Raw genomic sequence first — 19,270 nt, forward strand, 5'->3', positions numbered from 1 at the left:
CATGTGCCGGTGCCTGCACCCACGGACGCATCCCGGCTCGACCGTCGCCTCGGCGACTTCACCCTCACCCCGCGGGTCCTGCTGATCGTCGCGCTCGCGCTGCCGATCGGTGCTCTCGGGGCCGTCGCGGCCTGGGCGTTGCTGCGGTTGATCGGCCTGGTCACGCACCTGGTGTTCTACGGCCGGGTGGGGTTCGACCTCGTGGCGCCCGGCGCCGAACCGCACCCCGCGTGGCTGGTGCTGCTCGCGCCCGTCGCGGGCGGGCTGGTGATCGGGCTGATGGCCCGGTTCGGCTCCGAGCGCATCCGCGGCCACGGCATGCCCGAGGCGATCGAGGCGATCCTGGTGCGGCGCAGCCGGGTCGAGCCCCGCGTCGCCGTACTCAAGCCGGTCTCGGCGGCGGTCAGCATCGGTACCGGCGGGCCGTTCGGGGCCGAGGGCCCGATCATCATGACCGGCGGGGCGATCGGCTCGATCCTCGCCCAGCACCTGCACCTGTCGGCCGACGAACGCAAGGCGCTCATGGTCTCCGGCGCCGCGGCGGGCATGGCGGCCACGTTCAACTCGCCGCTCGCGTCGGTGCTGCTGGCCGTCGAGCTGCTCCTGTTCGAGTGGCGGCCGCGCAGCTTCCTGCCCGTCGTGGCGGCGGTGTCGGCCGCGACGTTGCTGCGCGTCCCGCTGCTCGGGGGCGGCCCGATCTTTCCCGTCTCGCTGGGCGACCTGCACGTCCCGGCGCTGGACAGCGGGCTGTGCGTCGTCGCCGGGGTCGTCGGCGGGCTGCTGGCCGTCGGGGTGACCGCGCTCGTCTACGTCTCGGAGGACACGTTCGCCCGGCTGCCGGTGCACTGGATGTGGTGGCCCGCGATCGGCGGCCTGATCATCGGGATCGGCGGGCTGATCGAGCCCCGCGCCCTCGGCGTCGGCTACGACGTCATCGGCGAGCTCCTCACCGGACACGCGACGCTGGCGCTGGTCGTCGGCATCCTGACGGTGAAGAGCCTGATCTGGGGTCTCTCGCTGGGGTCGGGAACCTCCGGTGGGGTACTCGCGCCCGTCTTCATGATCGGGGCGTCGCTGGGGGCGCTGGAGGGTCACCTGTTCCCCACCGTCGCCCCCGGGTTCTGGGCGATCGTCGGGCTCGCGGCCGTGGTGGGCGGGGTGATGCGCTCGCCGCTGACGGGCGTGGTGTTCTCCCTCGAGCTCACCCACGCCTGGCCGATGCTGTTGCCGCTGGTCATCGCGTCAACGGCCGCCTACGGGACCTCGGCGCTGCTGCTGCGCCGCTCGGTGCTGACCGAGAAGATCGCCCGCCGCGGCTACCACCTCTCGCGCGAGTACGACGTCGACCCGCTGGAGGTCCTGCGGGCCGACGAGGTCATGCACGCCGCTCCGCGCACTCTCGTCGCCGACGACCCGCTCCCGGTCGACGTCGGCGTCCTCGCCGCGGAGGTGCCCCGTCGCGGGGGTGGCGCGGGCGGGCGGCCCGCGCCCGTGCAGCGTCTCTTCCCCGTGGTCGACGACGACGCGACGATCGTCGGGGTCGTTCCGCGCAGGCTCCTGACCCACCCGCCGGACGACGCCACCACCGTCGGCGACGTCATGATCGTCGAGCCGCTCGTCGTCGGGGCGGGGGAGACGCTGCGTGCCGTCGCATCACGCTTCGCGCAGGCCGCGGTCGGAGCCGCTCCCGTCGTCGACCGCACCGACCCGACCCGCCTGGCCGGTCTCGTCACCGTCGAGCAGTTGCTCGACGGCCGGCTGCGCGACCTCGCCGAGGAGCACCATCGCGAGCGGCCGCTGGGGGTGGCGCGCCGCCGCCGGACCGATGCCGCGCCGGTCGATGCGTGAGGTGCGACCAGGGCGCGAGGTCCACGACGGCCCGCGCGACACTCGACCCGTGACGATCGAGGAATCCGACGGGCCCATCGCCGATCAGGTCGACGCCGTCATGCTCGCGGCCCGAGTGCTGGTCGGGGTGACGGCGTCGTCGGTGGCCGCGGTGGAGGACCGGATCACGTTGCCGCAGCTGCGGGTCCTGGTCATGATCTCCAGCCGCGGCCCGCTCAACCTCGCCGCGGTGGCGGCGGGCCTGGGCGTCCACCCGTCGAACATCAGCAGGGCGTGCGAACGACTCGTCGCCGCCGGGCTGCTCGACCGCACCGACAACCCCGCGGACCGGCGCAACCTCGTGCTGGAGCTGACGGCGGAGGGCCGCACGCTCGTCGCCCAGGTCGACCGGCAGCGGCGTGACGCCATCGCGAGGATTCTCGACGGCATGCCGCGACAGCGTCGCGCGAGCCTCGTCCCGGCGCTGCGCGCGTTCGCCGACGCGGCGGGCGAGACGGCCCCCGATGCCTGGCAGCTGGGCTGGACGACCGCCTGACCCGCGAGGTCCCCGGGTGCCGAGGGGCCCGACCTCGTCCCCCGGGTTCTCGGGCGCGGCGAGGTCAGGACTCGTCGTCGCCGCGGAGCAGTCGGCAGTCCCGCTCGACGTCCTGCCACTGCTTGCGCGCGTCCGGATCGCGGTCCAGCCAGCGCTGCGCGGACTCGGCCGCGTCGGCGTCGCCGTGCTCGGCGAGGACGTGCAGGTCGACCAGATCGTCGAGGATGTGCTCTTCCATCGCCCCAGGATGAGGCCGTCGAGGCCGGTGGGCGCGAATCCGGCGCGTTCAGGTGACAGACTTCACGCAATCAATGCGTAAGCGCAACGATTGCGGGTAGCGTGTGAGCGTGAGTGTCGTGCGGCCCAACCAGATGTGGACGCCGTCGCCGGTCGCGACGGTCGCCGTACGCGCGATGCAGCTCGGCCGGTTCGCGGGCTCGGGCGTCGCCGCCGACTGTCCCGCCGAAGGCGCCGACGACGCTGCGCGCCATGAGGTCGGTGCGGGCGACGTCCGTGCCGTCGGCGATTCTGCCGGGAGGGCCGCTGGCGCTCCCGGAAGGGACGAGGGCGGCGTCGCGGAGGCGGGCGGCCCGGGCGACCGACCGCGCGGCGGCCCGGCCGTCCTTGCACGGTGCATCTCGGCCGTGCACGCGGTGGCGGAGCTGCTCAGGGACGCCGCCCGGGCGTAGGCGCCGGCCTCAGGAGGCGAGCCAGTCGTCGAACCGGGTGGGGGTGATCCGGGCGTCGCCCCGGGGGACGAGCGAGCCGGGCCGCAGTCGGGTGCCGAAGTAGCGCGCGTCCGGCGAGCCGACGACCACCCGCGGGTCGCCCGTGGCGGCCAGTGTCGCGCCCACGAACTCGGCCATCGGCCGCGCGTCGGGCCCGGCCACGTCGAAGGTCCCGGCCGGTGGGTCGACGACGACCTCGGCCAGCAGTGCCGCGACGTCGCCTGCGGCGACCGGCTGGAACTGCGCGGCGGGCAGGACCACGCGGTCGCCCTCGGTGGCGCCGTCGGCGATCGGGGCGATGAACTCGAAGAACTGGGTGGCGCGCACGATCGTGAACGGGATGCCCGATGCCGTGATCAGCTGTTCCTGGGCGGTCTTCGCACGGAGGTAGCCGGAGTCGGGCAGCGTGTCGGTCCCGACGATCGACAGCGCGACGTAGTGCTCGACCCCGGCCGCGCGTGCCGCGTCGACCAACGTCCGCGTCGACGTCGTGAAGAACCGCAGCACGTCCTCGTCGGCGAACGAGGGCGAGTTGCTGACGTCGACGAGCACCTGCGCGCCCGCGAGCGCGTCCGCCACACCGGCGCCCGTGAGCGTGTCCACGCCTGTCGACGGTGAGGCCGGGACGGCCTCGTGTCCCGCGGCGCGCAAGCGCTCGACCAGCGCCGACCCGACCCTGCCACTGCCACCCACCACGACGATCCGCACGACGATCCCGCCTCTCAACTCGGATAAAGACTGTCCGGAAACAATACCCGGACAAGATGTGTCCGAGTCAAGTAGGCTGCGCGGGTGAAGATGTCCGGGGGAGTCGAGTGGGCGCTGCACTGCTGCGTCGTGCTGACGGGCGCGACCGAGCCCGTTCCCGCGGCGCGGCTCGCCGCGTTCCACGACGTCTCGCCGACCTACCTGGCCAAGCAGCTCCAGGCGCTCTCGCGCGCGGGGCTCGTCCGGTCCGTCCAGGGGCAGGCCGGCGGCTACCAGCTCACCCGCGACCCGCAGGCGATCACGGTGCTCGACGTCGTCGAGGCCGTCGACGGCCGGCAGTCGGCCTTCGTGTGCACGGAGATCCGGCAGCGGGGCCCGTTCGCGGCCACCCCCGAACAGTGCCGGGTGCCCTGCGGGATCGCGTCCGTCATGTACGACGCCGACCGCGCCTGGCGTGACTCGTTGCGCGCCACGACGATCGCCGACCTGGCCGGCCGTGTCGGGCGAGACGTCGGACCCGAGACGCTGCCGCGGGCCCGGGAGTGGATGGCCGGTCGCTCGGGGTGACCGAGCTCGTCGCCGGCTCGCGGGTCCGGCGGGTCGCGGGTCGACGTCACGTCGGGGGTCCGGGTGGCGTAGACGAGCCCGATCCGGCTCGCCGGGCGGGCATGGCGACGTGATCGCCGCCGGCGGGACCTCAGCGCGTGCAGGTGCGCTCAGGTCCCGGGGACGGCGATCGACGAGCACGTCGTGGCTGTCTGGTGGGCTCCGCTTGCGGGGGCTGCCACGTGAACGTCACTGCCCGGCGAGGCGAGCGACGAGTCCGTGGCAGGAGGGTGATGGCCCGTCCTCAGGACGCCCAGTGCGTCCCTGAGGTTCTGGATTCGATGCGTTCTGGGGGTCGCGGGTCGCGGTGGCGGACTGCGGGGTCGGGGACTGCGGGGCGGTGGGCCGAGTGGGCCGGGTCGCAGACTATGGGCTGTTCATCGGCCAGGCCGGTCGTGATCGCCGTTGACGGGACATGAGCGCACGCAGCTGCGCTCATGTCCCGCGGATACCGATCACTACCCGCGCCGCGACGCGTGACTCCGTGCATCCGCAGCCGCCGGGCGGTGGACGTGGGTGGGGGCGCCCCGGGCGACGGCTCCGCGAGGTGACCCCGCGGCGCGGCGCGGGAGTCACGGGGCAACCGCGTCGGTCCCGAGGCGGTCGCGCGCAGGGACAGGTTCTGCTGCACCCGGGGCCGTAGACCGTCGGCCTGCCGTCGGCGAGCCTCGGGGGGACGATCTGGCCATACGGGAAGGACGGCGATGGCGACCCCCCGGACGGACGTGCGAGAGCCCGCCGTCGACGACGCGACGGCCCGCACCCTGCACGAGCGGATGCTGCTCATCCGGCGCGCGGAGGAACGGCTGATCGTCGCCTGTGCCGACGGGAGTCTGCCCGGCGGCGTGCACCTCTACATCGGCGAGGAGGCCGTGGCCGTCGGCGCCTGCTCGGTGCTGACCGACCGCGACTACATCACCAGCACCCACCGCGGCCACGGGCATTTTCTCGCCAAGGGCGGCGACCTCGACGCCATGTTCGCCGAAATCTGGGGCAAGGCCACCGGCATCTGCAAGGGGATGGGTGGCTCGATGCACGTCGCCGACGTGTCGAAGGGGATCCTGGGCGCCAACGGGATCGTCGGGGCCGGGTTCGCGATCGCGACCGGCGCCGCGTGGGGCGCGAAGCTGGAGGGCGAGGGCCGCGTCGCGACCTGCTTCTTCGGCGACGGCGCCGCCAACCAGGGCTCGTTCATGGAGAGCATGAACGTCAGCGCCGCGTGGGAGCTGCCCACGGTGTTCCTCTGCGAGAACAACGGCGTCTCCGAGTTCACCGTCACCTCGACCGTGACCGGCGGGGTGCTCGCCGACCGGGCGCGGGCGTTCATGCCGGTCGAGGTCGTCGACGGCAACGACGTGCTCGCGGTCCGGGCCGCCGTCGGCGCGGCGGTGGAGCGGGCCCGGGCGGGCGGTGGACCGTCGTACGTCGAGGCCACGACCTACCGCATCCGCGGCCACCTGGAGGCCGAGCAGCACATGCTCGGCGGCGGCACCTATCGCAGCGCGGACGAGATCGCGGCATGGCAGGCCGACGACCGCGACCCGGTGCTGCGCTCGGCCCGGCGACTGCTCGACGCCGGAATCTGCGACGCCGCCGAGCTCGAGCGGATCGACGCCGACGTCCGCGCCCGGGTCGAGGCGGCCGTCGCGTTCGCCGAGGCCGGACCGCCCGCGGACCCGGAGCTCGCGCCGCAGCTCATGTTCGGCCCGACGGCGTAAGGGGAGACCTCATGGCGCGCAAGCGGTTGATCACCGCCATCAACGAGGCCCTCGTCGAGGAGCTGGAACGCGACCCGAAGCTGATCGTCTTCGGCGAGGACGTCGAGCTGGCGATCATGGGCGACACCCGCGGGCTGGTCGAGCGCTTCGGGCGCGACCGCATCCGCAACAGCCCCATCTGCGAGCAGACGTTGACCGGGATGGCGGTCGGCCTGGCGTCAGCGGGCTACCGGGTGGTGCTGCACCTGATGTTCAACAACTTCATCTACACCGGCATGGACGCCATCGGGAACCAGATGGCCAAGCTCCGCCTCATGACCGGCGGCCAGATGGAGCTGCCGATCACGGTCGTCGCCGGCTACGGCGGGGGCAACTCGAACGCCGCCCAGCACTCCGACACCGCCTACTCGGTGCTGATGAACCTCGGCGGCATCCAGGTCGCGGTGCCGACGAACTCCGCGGACGCGAAGGGATTGTTCAAGACGGCGGTCCGTGGCGCGACCCCGACGTTCTTCCTCGAGGCAGCCGGGCGCGGCGGCGAGATGGGCGAGGTCCCCGACGGGGAGCACCTCGTCCCGTTCGGCCGCGCCACGGTGGCGCGCGAGGGCACGGACGTCACCGTCGTCGCCATCGGCCGGATGCTGAGGCCGACCCTGCGCGCCGCGAAGGCGCTGGCCGGCGACGGCATCTCCGCCGAGGTGATCGACCCCCGCACCCTCGTCCCGTTCGACGAGGAGACGGTGCTCGCCTCGGTCGCGCGGACCGGCCGGCTGGTCGTCGTCGACGAGGCCCGGGACCGCTGCAGCGCGGCGAGCCAGATCGCGGCGGTCGTCGCCGACCGTGGTTTCGACTCGCTGCGCGCGCCCGTCCGCCGGGTGACCGTCCCCGATGTCGCGCTGCCGTACGCGTCCAACGCCGAGGCCGCCCTGATCCCCGGCCCGGAGCGGATCGCCGAGGCCGTCCGCAGCGTCACCGAGAAGCAGTTCGCATGAAGATGACGCTGAAGCTCGTGCGCGTCGGCATGAACATGACCGAGGGCACGATCGTCGCCTGGCACAAGGAGCCCGGCGACCGGTTCGCCCCCGGTGACGTGCTCTACACCGTCGAGACCGAGAAGGTCTCGCACGACGTCGAGGCGACCGCCGACGGGACCCTCGTCGAGATCCTCGTGCCGGTCGACGAGGACGCCGAGGTCGGGCAGGGCGTGTGCGTCGTGGAGGTGTCATGACCGGCGAGTTCGGGTTCGGCCAGCCGCACGGCGGTGTCATCCAGACGGCGTTCGTCGTCACCGACCTGCGGGAGGCCGTCGACTTCTGGACCGGCGACCTGCGCGCCGGACCGTTCTTCCACTTCCCGGAGTGGCGGGGCGGTGACCCGGTCTACCGCGGTCGTCCCAGCACCGCGGCGGTGACGATCGCGATGGGCTTCGCGGGCCGCATGCAGATCGAGCTCATCCAGCCGCTCGACGAGGAGCCGTCGGTCTACAAGGAGCTGCTCGACCGCTCGGGTCCCGGCTTCCACCACCTGGGCGTCGCGAGCGAGGACATCGACGCCGACGTCGCCCGCTACGAGAAGGACGGCTGGACACTGGCCTTCCGCGCGGGCGTCGGGAACGGCGAGGTCGCCTACCTCGACGGCGGTCCCGCGCGGCCGGGGATGATCGAGCTCATCGAGGCGTCCCCGGGCCTGGACGCGAGCTTCACCGCGATGTGGCGGGCCTCGCTGGACTGGGACGGGACGGACCCGCTGCGACCGCGGTGACGACAGGCCCGGTTGCTCGTAGCGTGTGCGCGGTGACCGACCCGACGCTGGGCGAGCTGATGGTGGGCGTGGAGGGGCTCGCGCTGCTGCGGCTGCTCCACGCCGACGCGGCCGAGACCCGGGCCGCGAGGCTCGCCGAGACCCGCGACGTCCTCGACCGGCCCGACCGCGGCTCGCCGCTGGGTACCGAGGTCGACGTCGACGAGGGCTACGTCCAGTGGTCCGGGTCCTACGACGGCCCGCTGCGGCTGTTCGCCGTCGAGGGTGCCGCGGTTCGCCCGCGGATCGACCCGTGGCCGGCCGGCACCGTCCTCGATGCGGCGTGCGGCACGGGGCGCTGGTCGGAGTACCTCGCCGGGCGGGGGCACACCGTCGTCGGGGTGGACCGCTCGCCCGCGATGCTCGCGCTCGCCCGGCCGAAGATTCCGGACGGCCGGTTCCTGGAGGGCAGGCTCGACGCGCTCCCGCTCGACGACGCGTCGGTCGACGCCGCGGTCTGCGCGCTGGCGATGGTCCACCTCGCCGACCTGGGCCAGGCGTTCGCCGAGCTCGCGCGGGTGGTGCGGCCGGGCGGGCGGGTGGTCGTGAGCGACGTGCACCCGTTCCTCGTGACGCTCGGGTGGCAGGCGCAGTTCGCGGGCCGCAACGGGCGGGCGTTCATCCGGCTGCACCCCCACCTGCTCTCCGACTACGCCACCGCGGCGTTGGAGGCCGGGCTGCAGGTGCGCGGTGTCGCCGAACCGGTGCTGACGCGCGAGGCCGCGGCGACACCCACGGCGACCCTCATCCCGGAGGCCAACGAGGCGGCCTACGTCGGACTGCCCGCCGTCGTCGTCTGGGAGCTCGCGCGTCCGTGACCGGGCGTGCCGCGCCCGGGCACACCACCGTTGCCACGCACCCCGTCGCGGGCAGAACATCGAGGGACGAGCGTCGCCACCACCGGCGCGACCCGGAAGGACCGAGCATGGATCTCGTCACCGAGGACAACATCACCGAGCTCGCCGTGGACCGGTGGGCGACCGCCCACGACCCCCGCACGGCCGAGCTGCTCAGCGCCCTGGTCCGGCATCTGCACGACTTCGCCCGCGAGGTCCGCCTGACCGAGGCCGAGTGGATGGCCGCGATGCGCTGGCTGACCCGCACCGGCCAGATCAGCGACGACCGCCGCGAGGAGTTCATCCTGGCCTCGGACGTGCTGGGGCTGTCGATGCTCGTCGTGCAGATGAACAACCGCCTCGACCCGGCCGCGACGCCCGCGACCGTGCTGGGCCCGTTCCACATCGACGGCTCGCCGGAGCGCGGCTACGGCGACGACATGTCCGACGGGCTGCACGGCACCCCGCTCTACGTCCACGGCACGGTCCGCGACCTCGACGGCAAGCCCGTCGCCGATGCCGTACTCGACGTGTGGCAGGCCGACACCGACGGGCGCTACGAGTCGCAGGTCGTCACCGACGAGGCGCGGCTGCGGGCCAAGTACACCTCCCGCGCCGACGGGGAGTACTGCCTGCGCACCGTCGCGCCGCTGGGGTATGCGATCCCGATGGACGGGCCCGTCGGCGAGCTGGTCGCGCGCACCGACATCAGCCACTTCCGGCCCGCGCACGTGCACTTCCTGATCGCGGTCGAGGGCTACGAGCCGCTGATCACCCACCTGTTCCGGGAGGGCGCGCAGTACCTCGACAGCGACGTCGTCTTCGGGACGAAGCAGGAGCTGGTGGTGCCGTTCGTCGAGCACGAGCCGGGTCCCGCGCCCGGCGGCGGCCACTGTGACGTCCCGTTCCTCGTCGCGGAGTACGACTTCGTGTTGCAGCCCACGGCCCGGTAGCCGCGTGTCCGGTTAGGCTCCCCTGCGCGTCGCCCGTCGTGGGACGGGCGCCGGAGGAGGAACGGTGCACGGCCGGACGAACCACGACGGGGACCCCACGCGACTGCCGCTGTCCGGGGTCCGCGTCCTGGAGCTGGGCAACTACATCGCGGCACCGACCGCCGGACGGCTGCTGGCCGACTTCGGCGCCGACGTCGTCAAGGTCGAGCGTCCGCGCACCGGCGACGAGCTGCGCAACTGGCGGCTCTACGCCGGGACGACGTCGATGCTCTACCGGACGATCAACCGCAACAAGCGGTCGGTGACGCTCGACCTGCGCTCGCCGGAGGGCCGCGAGGCGGTGCTGGCGCTGGCCGCGCGCTCGGACGTCCTGCTGGAGAACTTCCGGCCCGGGACGCTCGAGAAGTGGGACCTCGGGCCCGACGTGCTCGACGCGGTCAACCCCGAGCTCGTCGTCGTGCGGGTGTCGGCGTTCGGCCAGACCGGCCCGCTGTCGTCGCGGCCCGGGTTCGCCGCGGTCGCCGAGGCCATGGGCGGGCTGCGTGAGCTCGTCGGCGAGGAGGACCGCCAGCCGGTGCGGGTCGGGGTGTCGATCGGCGACTCGATCGCGGGCCTCTACGCCGCGTTCGGCGCGATGATGGCCCTGTTCGAGCGCGAGCGCGCGCGTGCCGCCGACGCGCGGGTCCCGGTGTCGGACAGGACGATCGACGTCGCGCTGAGCGAGGCCGTCTTCTCGATGATGGAGTCGCTCGTCCCCGACCATCTCGCGTACGGCGTCGAGCGGCGCCGGACCGGCGGGCGGATGGAGGGCATCGCGCCGTCCAACGCCTACCCCTGCGCGGACGACTCCAGCGTCGTCATCGCCGGCAACGGCGACGGCATCTTCGGCAGGCTGATGACGCTGATCGGCCGCGCCGACCTGGGCGCCGACCCGGACCTGGCGGCCAACGCGGGCCGGTGGGCCCGGCGCGACGAGCTCGACGACGCCATCGGCGCCTGGACGGCACAGCACCCCCGAGCCGAGGTGCTGCGGCTGCTGGAGGAGGCGAGCGTGCCGGCGGGTCCGATCTACACGGCTGCCGACATCGTCGCCGACGAGCAGTTCAGGGCCCGCGACATGATCCAGTACCTGCCCGTCGACGTCGGCGGGGACGCCCCGCGCGAGGTGGGCTTCCCCGGCATCGTCCCGGTGCTGGGGGAGCGGTCGCTGCCGATCCGGTCGCTGGGCCCGGATCTGGGCGAGCACACCGACGAGGTCCTCGCCGAGCTGCGCGCCGACCCCCGCAGCTGACCAGGTCGGGCGTCAAGGTCTCGTCAAGGACCGTTGTCCGCCGGGCCCGCCGGGTGTCAGCTGGTCGGCATGGGGACCAGGACGTGGGCAGGGCCGTGGGCGCTGACGTGGGCGGTGGTGCTGCCCGTCGCGACGGCCGCGGTTCTCGGGCTGCTGCGTGCGGTGGTGGTCAACACGAGCGCCGCGCTGATCCTGGTGCTGGTCGTCACGGCGGTCGCGGTCCGTGCCGAGCGGGCCGCCGGCCTCCTCGCGGCGGTGATCGCCGCGCTCGCCTTCGACTTCTTCCTCGCGCCGCCCTTCTACGAGCTGACGATCTTCGAACGAGCCGATCTCGAGACCACCTTGTTACTCCTCGCCGTCGGTGCTGCCGTCACCGAGCTCGCGCAGTGGGGCAGGCGGGAGCGGGCGCGCGCGAGTCGGCGTGAGGGCTACGTCGCGGGCGTGGCCGGGGTCGCGCGGATGGCCGTGGACGGGGCCACGTCCGACCTCGTCACGACGGTCGGCGCGATGATCGCCGAGGTGCTCGACCTCGACCGCTGCGAGTTCCGGCCCGGACCGCCGCGCCCCGATCGGCCCCGGCTGCACCCGGACGGGAGCGTCACGTGGAACGGGCGCCCCGTCGACGTCGGACGCGAGGGCCTGCCCACGATGGACCGCATCGAGCTGGCGACCGGCCGCGGCGACGGGGTCTACGAGCTGACGGCCTCGACCCGCGTCCGGCGCCCCGACCTGGAGCGACGGCTGGTCGCGGCGACCCTGGCCGAGCAGGTCGACACCCGCCCCACGGGGTCTGCTCATATGAGCGGCTCCGGCGTCCAGGACCGCGGCAGCGGCTCGGGCCCGTCGTAACGCGTGCACCCGCAGCGGTGGACACCCTGGATCCCGTTGAGCCGCAGCACCTCCGAGCCGTGGCGGCGGGCCTCGCCCTCGTGCGTGCCGTAGCCGTGACCGCACGAGCAGATCTCCCGTGTGCCGGGCCGTGGGCCTCGACCCCGGCGGCGTTGCGAGGCGCGGCCGATGAGGTAGCCCGCCCATCCCGGGACCAGTGCCAGCAGCGCGCCGACGAGCAGCGTCGTCGTGGTCGCGTCCATCGGTGTGCTCCTTGCCGGTCGTCGTGGTGCTCAGCCGTGGTGGCGGATCGAGGCGCGTTCGTAGAGGCGGCGCGACCACGCGAACCCGGCGCCCGTGATCACGACGCACCAGCCGAGCGCGAGCCACCCGGTCGCGCCCGCCGGGGCCGTGCCCGTCAGGAACGCGCGCAGCGTCTCGATGACCGGGGTGAACGGCTGGTACTCGGCGAACCAGCGCAGCACCGTCGGCATCGAGTCGGTGGGCACGAACCCGCTGCTCAGGAACGGCAGCAGGATCAGGAACATCGGGGTGTTGCTCGCCGTCTCGACGCTCTTGGCCTTCAGCCCGAGCGCGACCGCGAGCCAGATCATCGCGAGTCCGGCGAGCGCGAGGATGCCGATCGCGCCCAGCCAGCCGAGGACGCCGGCAGTCGGCCGGAACCCGACCGCCAGCGCGACGGCCGCGACGACGGCGAGTCCCACGAACACCTGCAGGAGACTGCCGATGACGTGGCCGGTGAGCACCGCCGTCCGCGAGATCGACATCGTCCGGAACCGGGCGACGATGCCCTCGGTCATGTCCATCGCGATCGAGATCGCGGTGCCCTGGACCGCGCCGGCCACGGTCATGAGCAGGATGCCGGGGACGACGTAGTTCGCGTAGGCCGCGCGGCCGGTGAGGCCGGCCGCCGACCCGGGCAGCCCGCTGCCGAGCGTCCCCCCGAAGACGTAGACGAACAGCAGCAGGAACACCACGGGCATCCCGACGAGCAGGACGGTCAGTGACGGGTAGCGCAGCATCCTCCGGACGTTGCGGCGCAACATGGTGCGGGAGTCGCGCAGCGGCAGCGCGGGGGCGAGGGCGGTCATCGGACCAGCTCCTTCTGCTGGGCCTCCGCCGCGGGGCGGGGGCGACCGGTGAGGGACAGGAACACGTCGTCGAGGTCGGGACGGTGGACGGTGAGCTCGTCAGCCTCGACGTGTACCGCGTCGAGGCCGTCGAGCACGGCGCGCAGCGAGCGGACCCCGCCGTCGGCGGGGATCTGGAGGGTCAGGGTGTCGTCGTCGCGACGTGCCCGGGAGAACGTCCGCGCGGCCGTGTCGAAGGCGGCGCGGCCGGTGAACCGGACCTCGATGTGGCCGCCCGGGATCATCCGCTTGAGCTCGGCGGAGGTGCCCTCGGCGACGATCCGGCCGCGGTCGAGCACCGCGATCCGGTCGGCCAGCTCGTCGGCCTCGTCGAGGTACTGCGTGGTGAGGAAGATCGTGACGCCGCCGGCCGCGAGATCGCGGACGACGTCCCACATCATCCGGCGGGTGCGCGGATCGAGACCGGTGGTGGGTTCGTCGAGGAAGATCACGGCCGGGTCGCCCATCAAGGTCATCGCGAGGTCGAGCTTGCGACGCATCCCGCCCGAGTAGGCCGACGGTGCCTTGGCGGCCGCGTCGACGAGGTCGAACTGCTCGAGCAGCGCCGCGGTGCGCCGCCGTCCATCGGCCCGGTCCAGGTGCAGCAGATCGGCCATGAGCCGCAGGTTCTCCTCCCCGGTGAGCAGGTTGTCGACCGCGGAGAACTGCCCCGTGACCCCGATGGCGCGACGAGCGGCATCGGGGTCGGTGGCCAGGTCGTGACCGGCGATGCGGACGGTTCCGCCGTCGGCGGCCAGCAGGGTCGTGAGGATGTGGACGGTCGTGGTCTTGCCGGCGCCGTTGGGTCCCAGCAGGGCGAAGACGGAGCCGGCAGGGACGGCGAGATCGATGCCGTCGAGCACGACCTCGGTCCCGAACGACTTGCGCAGGCCGGTCGCGAGGACGGCCTCCGGGCGGGTTGCGGACATGGGTTGTCTCTCCTCGTTGATCGGGAGCTCTCGGTGGTCTCGGGACGGCATCAGGCACGGCGGACGACGATGTCGCCGCCGGCGGTGCGGGCGTGGACCTCGACGGTGTCGGTGAACCCGTCCGGGTTGTCGCGGGGGTCGAGGGAGTTGCGGATCCGGCCGGACGCGGAGCTCACGTCGAGCCATGCGGCCGTCCCCGCCCGGATGCCGACCTCGAGGACGCCCGAGGTCGTCACCAGGTCGACGACGCCGCGCGCGACGTCGTCGACCCGGACGCCGCCGTAGGCGGTGCGGGCGGTGACACTCGCCTCCGCGCGGTCGACACGGATGTCCCCGTAGAGGCCGGTGACCTGCAGGTCGCCGCCGACGTGGCCGACACGGGTCTCGCCGTAGTCGTTCTTGAGGACGCCGCCCGCGTCGAGCGTGCGGACGTGCAGCTCACCGGCGCTCGTCGTGAGCTCGGCGTCGTCGGTGGCGCGGTCGACGCGGATGTCGCCGTAGGCCGTACTCGCCTGCAACGGGCCGGCCTGCTCGACCCGGATGTCGCCGTAGCGGGTCGTCAGCCGGCACTCGCCGAGCGGGCCCGCGCACCGGTACTCGCCCATCGCGAGCGTGGCCTGGATCCGGGTCCCGGCCGGCGCCTCGATCAGGACGTCCTCCGCGGCGCTGCCGCGGAGCCGGTCGAGCGCCCAGCCGAAGCGGCGCCGGGTGGGGCCGGTGATCGCGAGGACACCCTCGGCCAGGACGACCTTCGATGTCGGCGGGCTGTCGGAGCCCGTGCTGACGGTGACCCGGGTGTCGGTGCGGTCGCCTGCCACCACGCGCACGCCGCCGTGCGGGAGGTCGACGGTGACGAGGACCGGCTCGGGGGTGTCGAAGACGTAGGACTCGTCCACGTCGCTCACCCCACCCAGCCGGTGAGCCGGCCGCTGCGCGAGCGCGCCGCGGGGTCGGGACGGTCGCGGGCCTCGAGCGCCGTCGTCGCCGCGCGGACGAGCCACGCGTTGACCGACAGGCCCTCGCGGCCCGCCGCCTCCTCGATCCGGGCCTTCAGGCTCTCCGGCGGCCGGAAGTTGATCCGCGACGTGGCGCCATCGGTGGCGTCAGCCTGGCTCGCCGGCGGCGGCTCCTCCGGTGCCGCGGTGCCGGCGGGCTCCGGCTGCGCGGGCAGGGCCACGACGAAGTCGGGCTCGCGGCCGCGCAGCCGCAGGTGGACCGAGCCGGGTGCCAGCTCACGGGTGATCTCGTCCGCCGCCACCGACAGCGCGTCGAGCAGCATCAGCCGCGTCGCCGAGTCGAGGGCGCGCACCAGCCGCTCCGCGAGCGCCCGCACGTCGTCGCCGCCGGCCTCGGCCGCGACGACCAGCTCGCGGTGCAGGCCGTCGACAAAGCCGTCGAGTTCCATGGCGCCATCATGGCGCCATGATGGCGCCATGTGCAAGTGTCACCAGCGATTTGCTCGTAGCAGGCGCAGAGCGAGGGCGATCGCGAGCCGGGTCCGCCCCGCGGGAGTGACGACCGACCAGCCCAGCGCGTGGCCGATCTGGTCGACGCGCTCCTGCAGCGTCGAATGATGGACGTGCAGCCGGGTCGCCGCGGCCCGCAGGCTCGGGTCGGCGGCCACGGCGAACAGGGTCGTCGGGGCCCAGCCGAAGCGGGCGACCACCCGCTCGATCGCGGCGACCTCGATCGACGCCGCGCCCGAGTCACAGCCGTCGGCGAGGGCGAGCAGACCCGTGACCTCGGCGGCATCGACGCTGGTGGGGCCGGGCTCGTCGGGTGCGGTGGTGAGACGCAACGCGAGCCGGGCCAGCTCGTGCGAGAGGGGCAGGTCGTCGAGCCCGACCGCAGGCCCGACGGCGTGCCGCGCGGGCCGGGGACCGGGGGTCCCGGCGGCCTCGACCGTGACGACGAGATCGCCGGGCCGGACCGCGACCCGGCTCCCCGCGGGCGGCGCGCCGCTCCCGACCGTGACGACGAACGCGTCGCCGACCAGCGCGAGCCGGCGCGCGGCCGCCCGCCGGACCTCCGGCGCCGCCCCGGGATCGACCAGCAGCTCGACGGCAGCCGGGTCCTCCCGCCGGCCCAGCGGCCGGGTGCGGTCGAGCACGATCCGCGCGGTCGTGGCCATCCGCTCCAGGATCACGGCGTCGAGCGCGTCGCGGGCGGGGTCGCCGGCGCCGGCGGGGCGCTCGAGCCAGACGACCGCGCCGTCGTCGTCGTGCAGCGCAGCCCGGGTGCCGGTGGGCTCGCCGTCCTCGCGCCGTCCGTCCGGCAGCACGCGGACGACGGCCCGCCGGGCGGGGTCCCGCAGCCCCGCCGCGCAGCCGGCCAGCACCGCGGCGGCGCGGACGACCGCCTCCAGTCCGGCCCGCGACTCGACGAGCGCGTCGAAGTAGGCGATGGCGTGCAGCGCGGCGCCCGCGTCCGGGTCCAACGAGCTCACACGGCCCGCGAGTTCGCGCATCCCGGCAGTCTCCTTCGCCGAGCCCCGTGCCGTCGAGCAGGTACCGGGTCCGGCCCGTCAGCCGGATAGGACCCGGCGCAACCAGTTCTCGCGCGCGGCGCGGGCCTCGCGCGAGAGCGTCGCCGTGGGCACGACCGAGTCGAACCCGTGGAACGCGCCCGGCCAGACGTGCAGCTCGGCCTGCCCGCCCGCCTGCCAGAGCCGCGTCGCGTAGTCGACGGTCTCGTCGCGGAACGTCTCGACCGCTCCCGCGTCGAGGAACGCGGGCGGCAGCCCGGCGAGCGACGTCGCCCGGGCGGGTGCGGCGTAGGGGGAGACGTCCGGGCCGCCTGCGGCGTCACCGAGCAGTGCCGCCCAGCCCGTCGCGTTCGACGTCCGGTCCCACAGGCCTTCACCGTCGAGCTCGGTGCTGGACGGGGTGCGGGCACGGTCGTCGATCATGGGACAGATCAGCAGCTGCGCCGCGAGGGCCGGGCCGCCGCGGTCCCGCGCGAGCAGCGCGACGCCCGCCGCGAGCCCCCCGCCCGCGCTGCCGCCCGCGACGACCAGCCGGGACGGGTCGACACCCAGCTCGGCGGCCTTGCCCGCCAGCCACTCCAGGCCCGCGTAGCAGTCCTCGAGCGGTGCCGGGTGCGGGTGCTCCGGCGCGAGCCGGTACTCGACCGACGCGACGACCATCGGCACGGCACGCAGCCAGTCCGCGGCCCAGTCCAGACCCACCCGCCGGTTGCCCGCGACCATGCCGCCGCCGTGGATGTGCAGCATCCCGGGCAGCGGCACGGCGGGGTCCGCGTCGGCCGGTCGCAGTACGGTCAGCGCGACGTCCGGCGCACCGGCCGGGCCCGGCGCGACGTGCTCCGCCACGTCGATCCCGGCCAACGACTCCTCGGCGATCCGGTAGGCGTCGGTGATCGCGCGCAGGTCGGCGATCCGTTCGGATGTCACCGTCGGTGGGTTCACCTGGTGCACGAGGCGCAGCGCGGCCTCGAGCTCCGGGTCGAACGGCGGGTGGGTGCGGGTCATCGTCGGCTCCTCGCTGTCGGACGACCCGACGCTATGCGTGCGCCGCGCACCTCCCCAGCCGTCGCGCGGCGGGCGTGCCCCGCCGGATGGCGGGTCACGCGCCGGCCGGGCAGGTCGAGGCAGGAGGCGTGCCCCGCTCCACCGCGGCGAGCCAGGGGAGCAGCGTCGGGAGGGCGTCGAGCGCGACGAAGCCGTGGTCGACGCCGGGCAACGGCAGCGAGGTCACGTGCGTGCCGAGGGCGCACTGCCGGGCCACGAACGCCGTGGTCACCTGGGGCCGCACGAGGGTGTCGGCGCCGCCCTGCGCGACGAGCAGCGGCACGTCGAGCCGGGTCGTGCCGGGGGTGTTGGCGGCCAGCAGCCGCGCCCATGGCTGGACGAGGCCCGGATCGCCCCCGAGATAGTGTCCGACCAGCGGCGTCGCGATGTCGTGCAGCTGTGCGTTCTGGCCGATCAGGCACAGCCGCGCCATCGCCGGCGTCGCGGCGGCGCCGGCGGGGGTGAGGATCGTGTCGAGCGGTACGCGGTACGCCGCCGAGTACGCGGCGAACGCGTAGGCGCCGATCGTCACGCCCGAGACGTCGCCGATGTCGGCGCGCAGCAGGTCGGCGAGGTCGGTCGCCGGGGCCGCGGTGGCGACGCCGAGCAGGCGCAGCTCGGGTGCGTAGGCGGCGGCCAGCTGCGCCGCGAACAGCACCGCGTGCCCGCCCTGCGAGTGCCCCCACAGCAGCAGCCGGTCCGACGCCCCCGCCTCGGGCAGGGCCCGCGCGGCGCGGGCGGCGTCGAGCACGCTGTCGCCCGCCGTCGCCCCGATCAGGTAGGACGCCGGGCCGGGTGCACCCATCGCCGGGTAGTCCGCGGCCGCCACCACGTACCCGGCCCGCAGCAGGTCGGACAGGCCCTCGACGAGATCGAACGGGTCGTCGCCGACCGACGGCGCGCACCGCTGCGCGGTACCGGTCGTCGGGTGCCCCCAGGACACGACGGTCCGCCCGCCGGCGGGAGCGGGGCCTGCCGGGGCGACCACGACGCCGGAGGTGAGCAGGTCGGCACCGGTGACGTCGCGCGAGTGGTAGAGCACCCGCCACGCGATCGCGCCCGCGGGCGCGCTGCCCAGCCGCTCCGACCGCACGAGGGTGCCCGGCGCACCGGGCGGGATCGGGTCGGGCAGCGTGTAGAACGGCCCGGCGGTCCACGAGTCGACGAGTCCGTCGACGGCCCGGCGCTCGGTGTCGCTGCCGCACGACGCGAGCAGCAGGACTCCCGCGAGCAGGAGCGGCAGCCACCGCATGCGTCGGGCCCTCCCGTCGTCCGCGGTCGCCGTCGTCGGGAACGCGGACGACGATCCTCGCCCACCGGACGCCGTGGGCGCCAGTGCCCGTCGCTCGGCGCCACGGCGTCCGAGGTGGACGGGCCGTGCCCGCCAGGAGTCGGGTTTCCCCCCGCGGGATCGGGGGCGCACTCGATCGTCCGCCGCGGCCCGGGACGGCAGGGTTCTCGTCAGCAGGAACACCCCCACGGCACGAACCCCCCAGCACGAACGACACCGAGAAGAGGCCCGAGATGTTCAAGTCCCACTGCAGCACCGGCAAGTACCACAACGACAACACCTGGAACCGCGAGTGCAACGACAGCTGGTCGGAGAAGCACCACAGCTGGGACGACAAGTACTCGCACTGCTGGGACAACGGCCGCTACGACGGCAACGACGACTGGTGCGACAAGTCCTACGACGACAAGGGCTGCCACGACTCCTACGACAAGGGCTGCCACGACTCGTACGACCACTCGTCGTCGGGCTACGGCGGACACCACGTCTACAACTGAGCGACCGCGCCCGCGACCGCCC

General features: G+C 74.0%; 23 protein-coding genes. 13 read left to right on the plus strand and 10 right to left on the minus strand.

The window, feature by feature from the left end; genetic code table 11:
• Nucleotides 1-9 precede the first annotated feature (9 nt).
• Together PSD17_RS34800 and PSD17_RS34805 are read left to right on the plus strand one after the other, a co-directional pair.
• Entirely contained in the window at nt 10-1,848 is a 1,839-nt protein-coding gene (locus PSD17_RS34800; RefSeq protein ID WP_339126319.1) for a chloride channel protein, read from the plus strand.
• Nucleotides 1,849-1,897: 49 nt separating this feature from the next.
• Complete coding sequence (locus tag PSD17_RS34805; RefSeq protein WP_339126320.1) at nt 1,898-2,383, plus strand: MarR family winged helix-turn-helix transcriptional regulator; 486 nt, start codon at nt 1,898-1,900, stop codon at nt 2,381-2,383.
• Nucleotides 2,384-2,447: 64 nt separating this feature from the next.
• Here the strand turns inward: PSD17_RS34805 and PSD17_RS34810 are convergent, their stop codons facing one another.
• On the minus strand, nt 2,448-2,621 hold the full coding sequence (locus tag PSD17_RS34810; RefSeq protein ID WP_013677022.1) for a hypothetical protein: 174 nt from the start codon (nt 2,619-2,621) through the stop codon (nt 2,448-2,450).
• 109 nt (nt 2,622-2,730) lie between these two features.
• Between PSD17_RS34810 and PSD17_RS34815 the strand changes: the two genes are divergently transcribed.
• The gene (locus PSD17_RS34815) at nt 2,731-3,072 is read left to right on the plus strand and encodes a hypothetical protein (RefSeq protein ID WP_339126321.1); all 342 of its coding nucleotides are present in this window, start codon (nt 2,731-2,733) and stop codon (nt 3,070-3,072) included.
• A gap of 9 nt (nt 3,073-3,081) precedes the next feature.
• Here the strand turns inward: PSD17_RS34815 and PSD17_RS34820 are convergent, their stop codons facing one another.
• Nucleotides 3,082-3,819: an SDR family oxidoreductase gene (locus PSD17_RS34820; RefSeq protein WP_339126322.1), complete on the minus strand. Its 738-nt coding sequence runs from the start codon at nt 3,817-3,819 to the stop codon at nt 3,082-3,084.
• Nucleotides 3,820-3,909: 90 nt separating this feature from the next.
• Here PSD17_RS34820 and PSD17_RS34825 point away from each other — a divergent pair, with 90 nt between their 5' ends.
• The 9 genes from PSD17_RS34825 to PSD17_RS34865 all read left to right on the plus strand — a co-directional run bounded on the left by PSD17_RS34825 (nt 3,910) and on the right by PSD17_RS34865 (nt 11,872).
• Nucleotides 3,910-4,386 carry an RrF2 family transcriptional regulator gene (locus PSD17_RS34825; RefSeq protein ID WP_103379994.1) on the plus strand — a complete coding sequence of 159 codons (477 nt, stop codon included), beginning with the start codon at nt 3,910-3,912 and terminating at the stop codon, nt 4,384-4,386.
• A 743-nt stretch (nt 4,387-5,129) separates the two neighbouring features.
• The gene (locus PSD17_RS34830; protein ID WP_103379936.1) at nt 5,130-6,143 is read left to right on the plus strand and encodes a thiamine pyrophosphate-dependent dehydrogenase E1 component subunit alpha; all 1,014 of its coding nucleotides are present in this window, start codon (nt 5,130-5,132) and stop codon (nt 6,141-6,143) included.
• 11 nt (nt 6,144-6,154) lie between these two features.
• A complete protein-coding gene (locus PSD17_RS34835; protein ID WP_339126323.1) occupies nt 6,155-7,135 on the plus strand; it encodes an alpha-ketoacid dehydrogenase subunit beta in 981 nt (326 codons plus the stop codon).
• Entirely contained in the window at nt 7,132-7,371 is a 240-nt protein-coding gene (locus PSD17_RS34840) for a lipoyl domain-containing protein (protein WP_103379934.1), read from the plus strand. Before PSD17_RS34835 ends, PSD17_RS34840 begins: the two co-directional genes overlap by 4 nt.
• Nucleotides 7,368-7,904, plus strand: a complete 537-nt coding sequence (locus PSD17_RS34845) for a VOC family protein (protein WP_013677015.1) — start codon at nt 7,368-7,370, stop codon at nt 7,902-7,904. Before PSD17_RS34840 ends, PSD17_RS34845 begins: the two co-directional genes overlap by 4 nt.
• A gap of 32 nt (nt 7,905-7,936) precedes the next feature.
• On the plus strand, nt 7,937-8,761 hold the full coding sequence (locus PSD17_RS34850; RefSeq protein ID WP_339126326.1) for a class I SAM-dependent methyltransferase: 825 nt from the start codon (nt 7,937-7,939) through the stop codon (nt 8,759-8,761).
• A 107-nt stretch (nt 8,762-8,868) separates the two neighbouring features.
• Nucleotides 8,869-9,732 (plus strand): dioxygenase family protein, encoded by an 864-nt coding sequence (locus tag PSD17_RS34855; protein ID WP_339126327.1) that lies wholly within the window; start codon nt 8,869-8,871, stop codon nt 9,730-9,732.
• Between the two features lie 64 nt (nt 9,733-9,796).
• Nucleotides 9,797-11,023: a CaiB/BaiF CoA transferase family protein gene (locus tag PSD17_RS34860; RefSeq protein WP_339126328.1), complete on the plus strand. Its 1,227-nt coding sequence runs from the start codon at nt 9,797-9,799 to the stop codon at nt 11,021-11,023.
• A gap of 69 nt (nt 11,024-11,092) precedes the next feature.
• Nucleotides 11,093-11,872: a DUF4118 domain-containing protein gene (locus tag PSD17_RS34865; protein WP_339126329.1), complete on the plus strand. Its 780-nt coding sequence runs from the start codon at nt 11,093-11,095 to the stop codon at nt 11,870-11,872.
• Here the strand turns inward: PSD17_RS34865 and PSD17_RS34870 are convergent.
• The 8 genes from PSD17_RS34870 to PSD17_RS34905 all read right to left on the minus strand — a co-directional run bounded on the left by PSD17_RS34870 (nt 11,818) and on the right by PSD17_RS34905 (nt 18,712).
• On the minus strand, nt 11,818-12,114 hold the full coding sequence (locus PSD17_RS34870; protein ID WP_339126330.1) for a hypothetical protein: 297 nt from the start codon (nt 12,112-12,114) through the stop codon (nt 11,818-11,820). The two genes, PSD17_RS34865 and PSD17_RS34870, sit on opposite strands and share 55 nt — an antisense overlap.
• A gap of 30 nt (nt 12,115-12,144) precedes the next feature.
• A complete protein-coding gene (locus tag PSD17_RS34875) occupies nt 12,145-12,963 on the minus strand; it encodes an ABC transporter permease (RefSeq protein WP_339126331.1) in 819 nt (272 codons plus the stop codon).
• On the minus strand, nt 12,960-13,931 hold the full coding sequence (locus PSD17_RS34880) for an ATP-binding cassette domain-containing protein (RefSeq protein WP_339126332.1): 972 nt from the start codon (nt 13,929-13,931) through the stop codon (nt 12,960-12,962). The genes PSD17_RS34875 and PSD17_RS34880 overlap by 4 nt, the downstream gene beginning before the upstream one ends.
• Nucleotides 13,932-13,981: 50 nt before the next feature.
• Nucleotides 13,982-14,836, minus strand: a complete 855-nt coding sequence (locus PSD17_RS34885; RefSeq protein ID WP_339126333.1) for a DUF4097 family beta strand repeat-containing protein — start codon at nt 14,834-14,836, stop codon at nt 13,982-13,984.
• Nucleotides 14,833-15,336 carry a hypothetical protein gene (locus PSD17_RS34890; protein ID WP_013677006.1) on the minus strand — a complete coding sequence of 168 codons (504 nt, stop codon included), beginning with the start codon at nt 15,334-15,336 and terminating at the stop codon, nt 14,833-14,835. The genes PSD17_RS34885 and PSD17_RS34890 overlap by 4 nt, the downstream gene beginning before the upstream one ends.
• A 39-nt stretch (nt 15,337-15,375) precedes the next feature.
• The gene (locus tag PSD17_RS34895; RefSeq protein WP_339126334.1) at nt 15,376-16,398 is read right to left on the minus strand and encodes a helix-turn-helix domain-containing protein; all 1,023 of its coding nucleotides are present in this window, start codon (nt 16,396-16,398) and stop codon (nt 15,376-15,378) included.
• 57 nt (nt 16,399-16,455) lie between these two features.
• A complete protein-coding gene (locus PSD17_RS34900; RefSeq protein WP_339126335.1) occupies nt 16,456-17,421 on the minus strand; it encodes an alpha/beta hydrolase in 966 nt (321 codons plus the stop codon).
• 94 nt (nt 17,422-17,515) lie between these two features.
• Entirely contained in the window at nt 17,516-18,712 is a 1,197-nt protein-coding gene (locus PSD17_RS34905; protein WP_339126336.1) for an alpha/beta hydrolase family protein, read from the minus strand.
• Nucleotides 18,713-18,984: 272 nt separating this feature from the next.
• Here PSD17_RS34905 and PSD17_RS34910 point away from each other — a divergent pair, with 272 nt between their 5' ends.
• Nucleotides 18,985-19,248: a hypothetical protein gene (locus tag PSD17_RS34910; protein ID WP_339126337.1), complete on the plus strand. Its 264-nt coding sequence runs from the start codon at nt 18,985-18,987 to the stop codon at nt 19,246-19,248.
• The last annotated feature ends 22 nt before the right edge of the window (nt 19,249-19,270 follow it).

The sequence above is a fragment of the Pseudonocardia sp. D17 genome (assembly GCF_036984265.1).
Classification (GTDB): domain Bacteria; phylum Actinomycetota; class Actinomycetes; order Mycobacteriales; family Pseudonocardiaceae; genus Pseudonocardia; species Pseudonocardia benzenivorans.

Excerpts from the sequence above, each read along its gene's own strand:
- PSD17_RS34810 (WP_013677022.1), bottom strand. The coding sequence starts at position 2,621 with ATGGAAGAGCACATCCTCGACGATCTGGTCGACCTGCACGTCCTCGCC.
- PSD17_RS34825 (WP_103379994.1), top strand. The coding sequence starts at position 3,910 with ATGTCCGGGGGAGTCGAGTGGGCGCTGCACTGCTGCGTCGTGCTGACG.
- PSD17_RS34830 (WP_103379936.1), top strand. The coding sequence starts at position 5,130 with ATGGCGACCCCCCGGACGGACGTGCGAGAGCCCGCCGTCGACGACGCG.
- PSD17_RS34835 (WP_339126323.1), top strand. The coding sequence starts at position 6,155 with ATGGCGCGCAAGCGGTTGATCACCGCCATCAACGAGGCCCTCGTCGAG.
- PSD17_RS34840 (WP_103379934.1), top strand. The coding sequence starts at position 7,132 with ATGAAGATGACGCTGAAGCTCGTGCGCGTCGGCATGAACATGACCGAG.
- PSD17_RS34845 (WP_013677015.1), top strand. The coding sequence starts at position 7,368 with ATGACCGGCGAGTTCGGGTTCGGCCAGCCGCACGGCGGTGTCATCCAG.
- PSD17_RS34855 (WP_339126327.1), top strand. The coding sequence starts at position 8,869 with ATGGATCTCGTCACCGAGGACAACATCACCGAGCTCGCCGTGGACCGG.
- PSD17_RS34865 (WP_339126329.1), top strand. The coding sequence starts at position 11,093 with ATGGGGACCAGGACGTGGGCAGGGCCGTGGGCGCTGACGTGGGCGGTG.
- PSD17_RS34870 (WP_339126330.1), bottom strand. The coding sequence starts at position 12,114 with ATGGACGCGACCACGACGACGCTGCTCGTCGGCGCGCTGCTGGCACTG.
- PSD17_RS34875 (WP_339126331.1), bottom strand. The coding sequence starts at position 12,963 with ATGACCGCCCTCGCCCCCGCGCTGCCGCTGCGCGACTCCCGCACCATG.
- PSD17_RS34880 (WP_339126332.1), bottom strand. The coding sequence starts at position 13,931 with ATGTCCGCAACCCGCCCGGAGGCCGTCCTCGCGACCGGCCTGCGCAAG.
- PSD17_RS34890 (WP_013677006.1), bottom strand. The coding sequence starts at position 15,336 with ATGGAACTCGACGGCTTTGTCGACGGCCTGCACCGCGAGCTGGTCGTC.
- PSD17_RS34895 (WP_339126334.1), bottom strand. The coding sequence starts at position 16,398 with ATGCGCGAACTCGCGGGCCGTGTGAGCTCGTTGGACCCGGACGCGGGC.
- PSD17_RS34900 (WP_339126335.1), bottom strand. The coding sequence starts at position 17,421 with ATGACCCGCACCCACCCGCCGTTCGACCCGGAGCTCGAGGCCGCGCTG.
- PSD17_RS34905 (WP_339126336.1), bottom strand. The coding sequence starts at position 18,712 with ATGCGGTGGCTGCCGCTCCTGCTCGCGGGAGTCCTGCTGCTCGCGTCG.
- PSD17_RS34910 (WP_339126337.1), top strand. The coding sequence starts at position 18,985 with ATGTTCAAGTCCCACTGCAGCACCGGCAAGTACCACAACGACAACACC.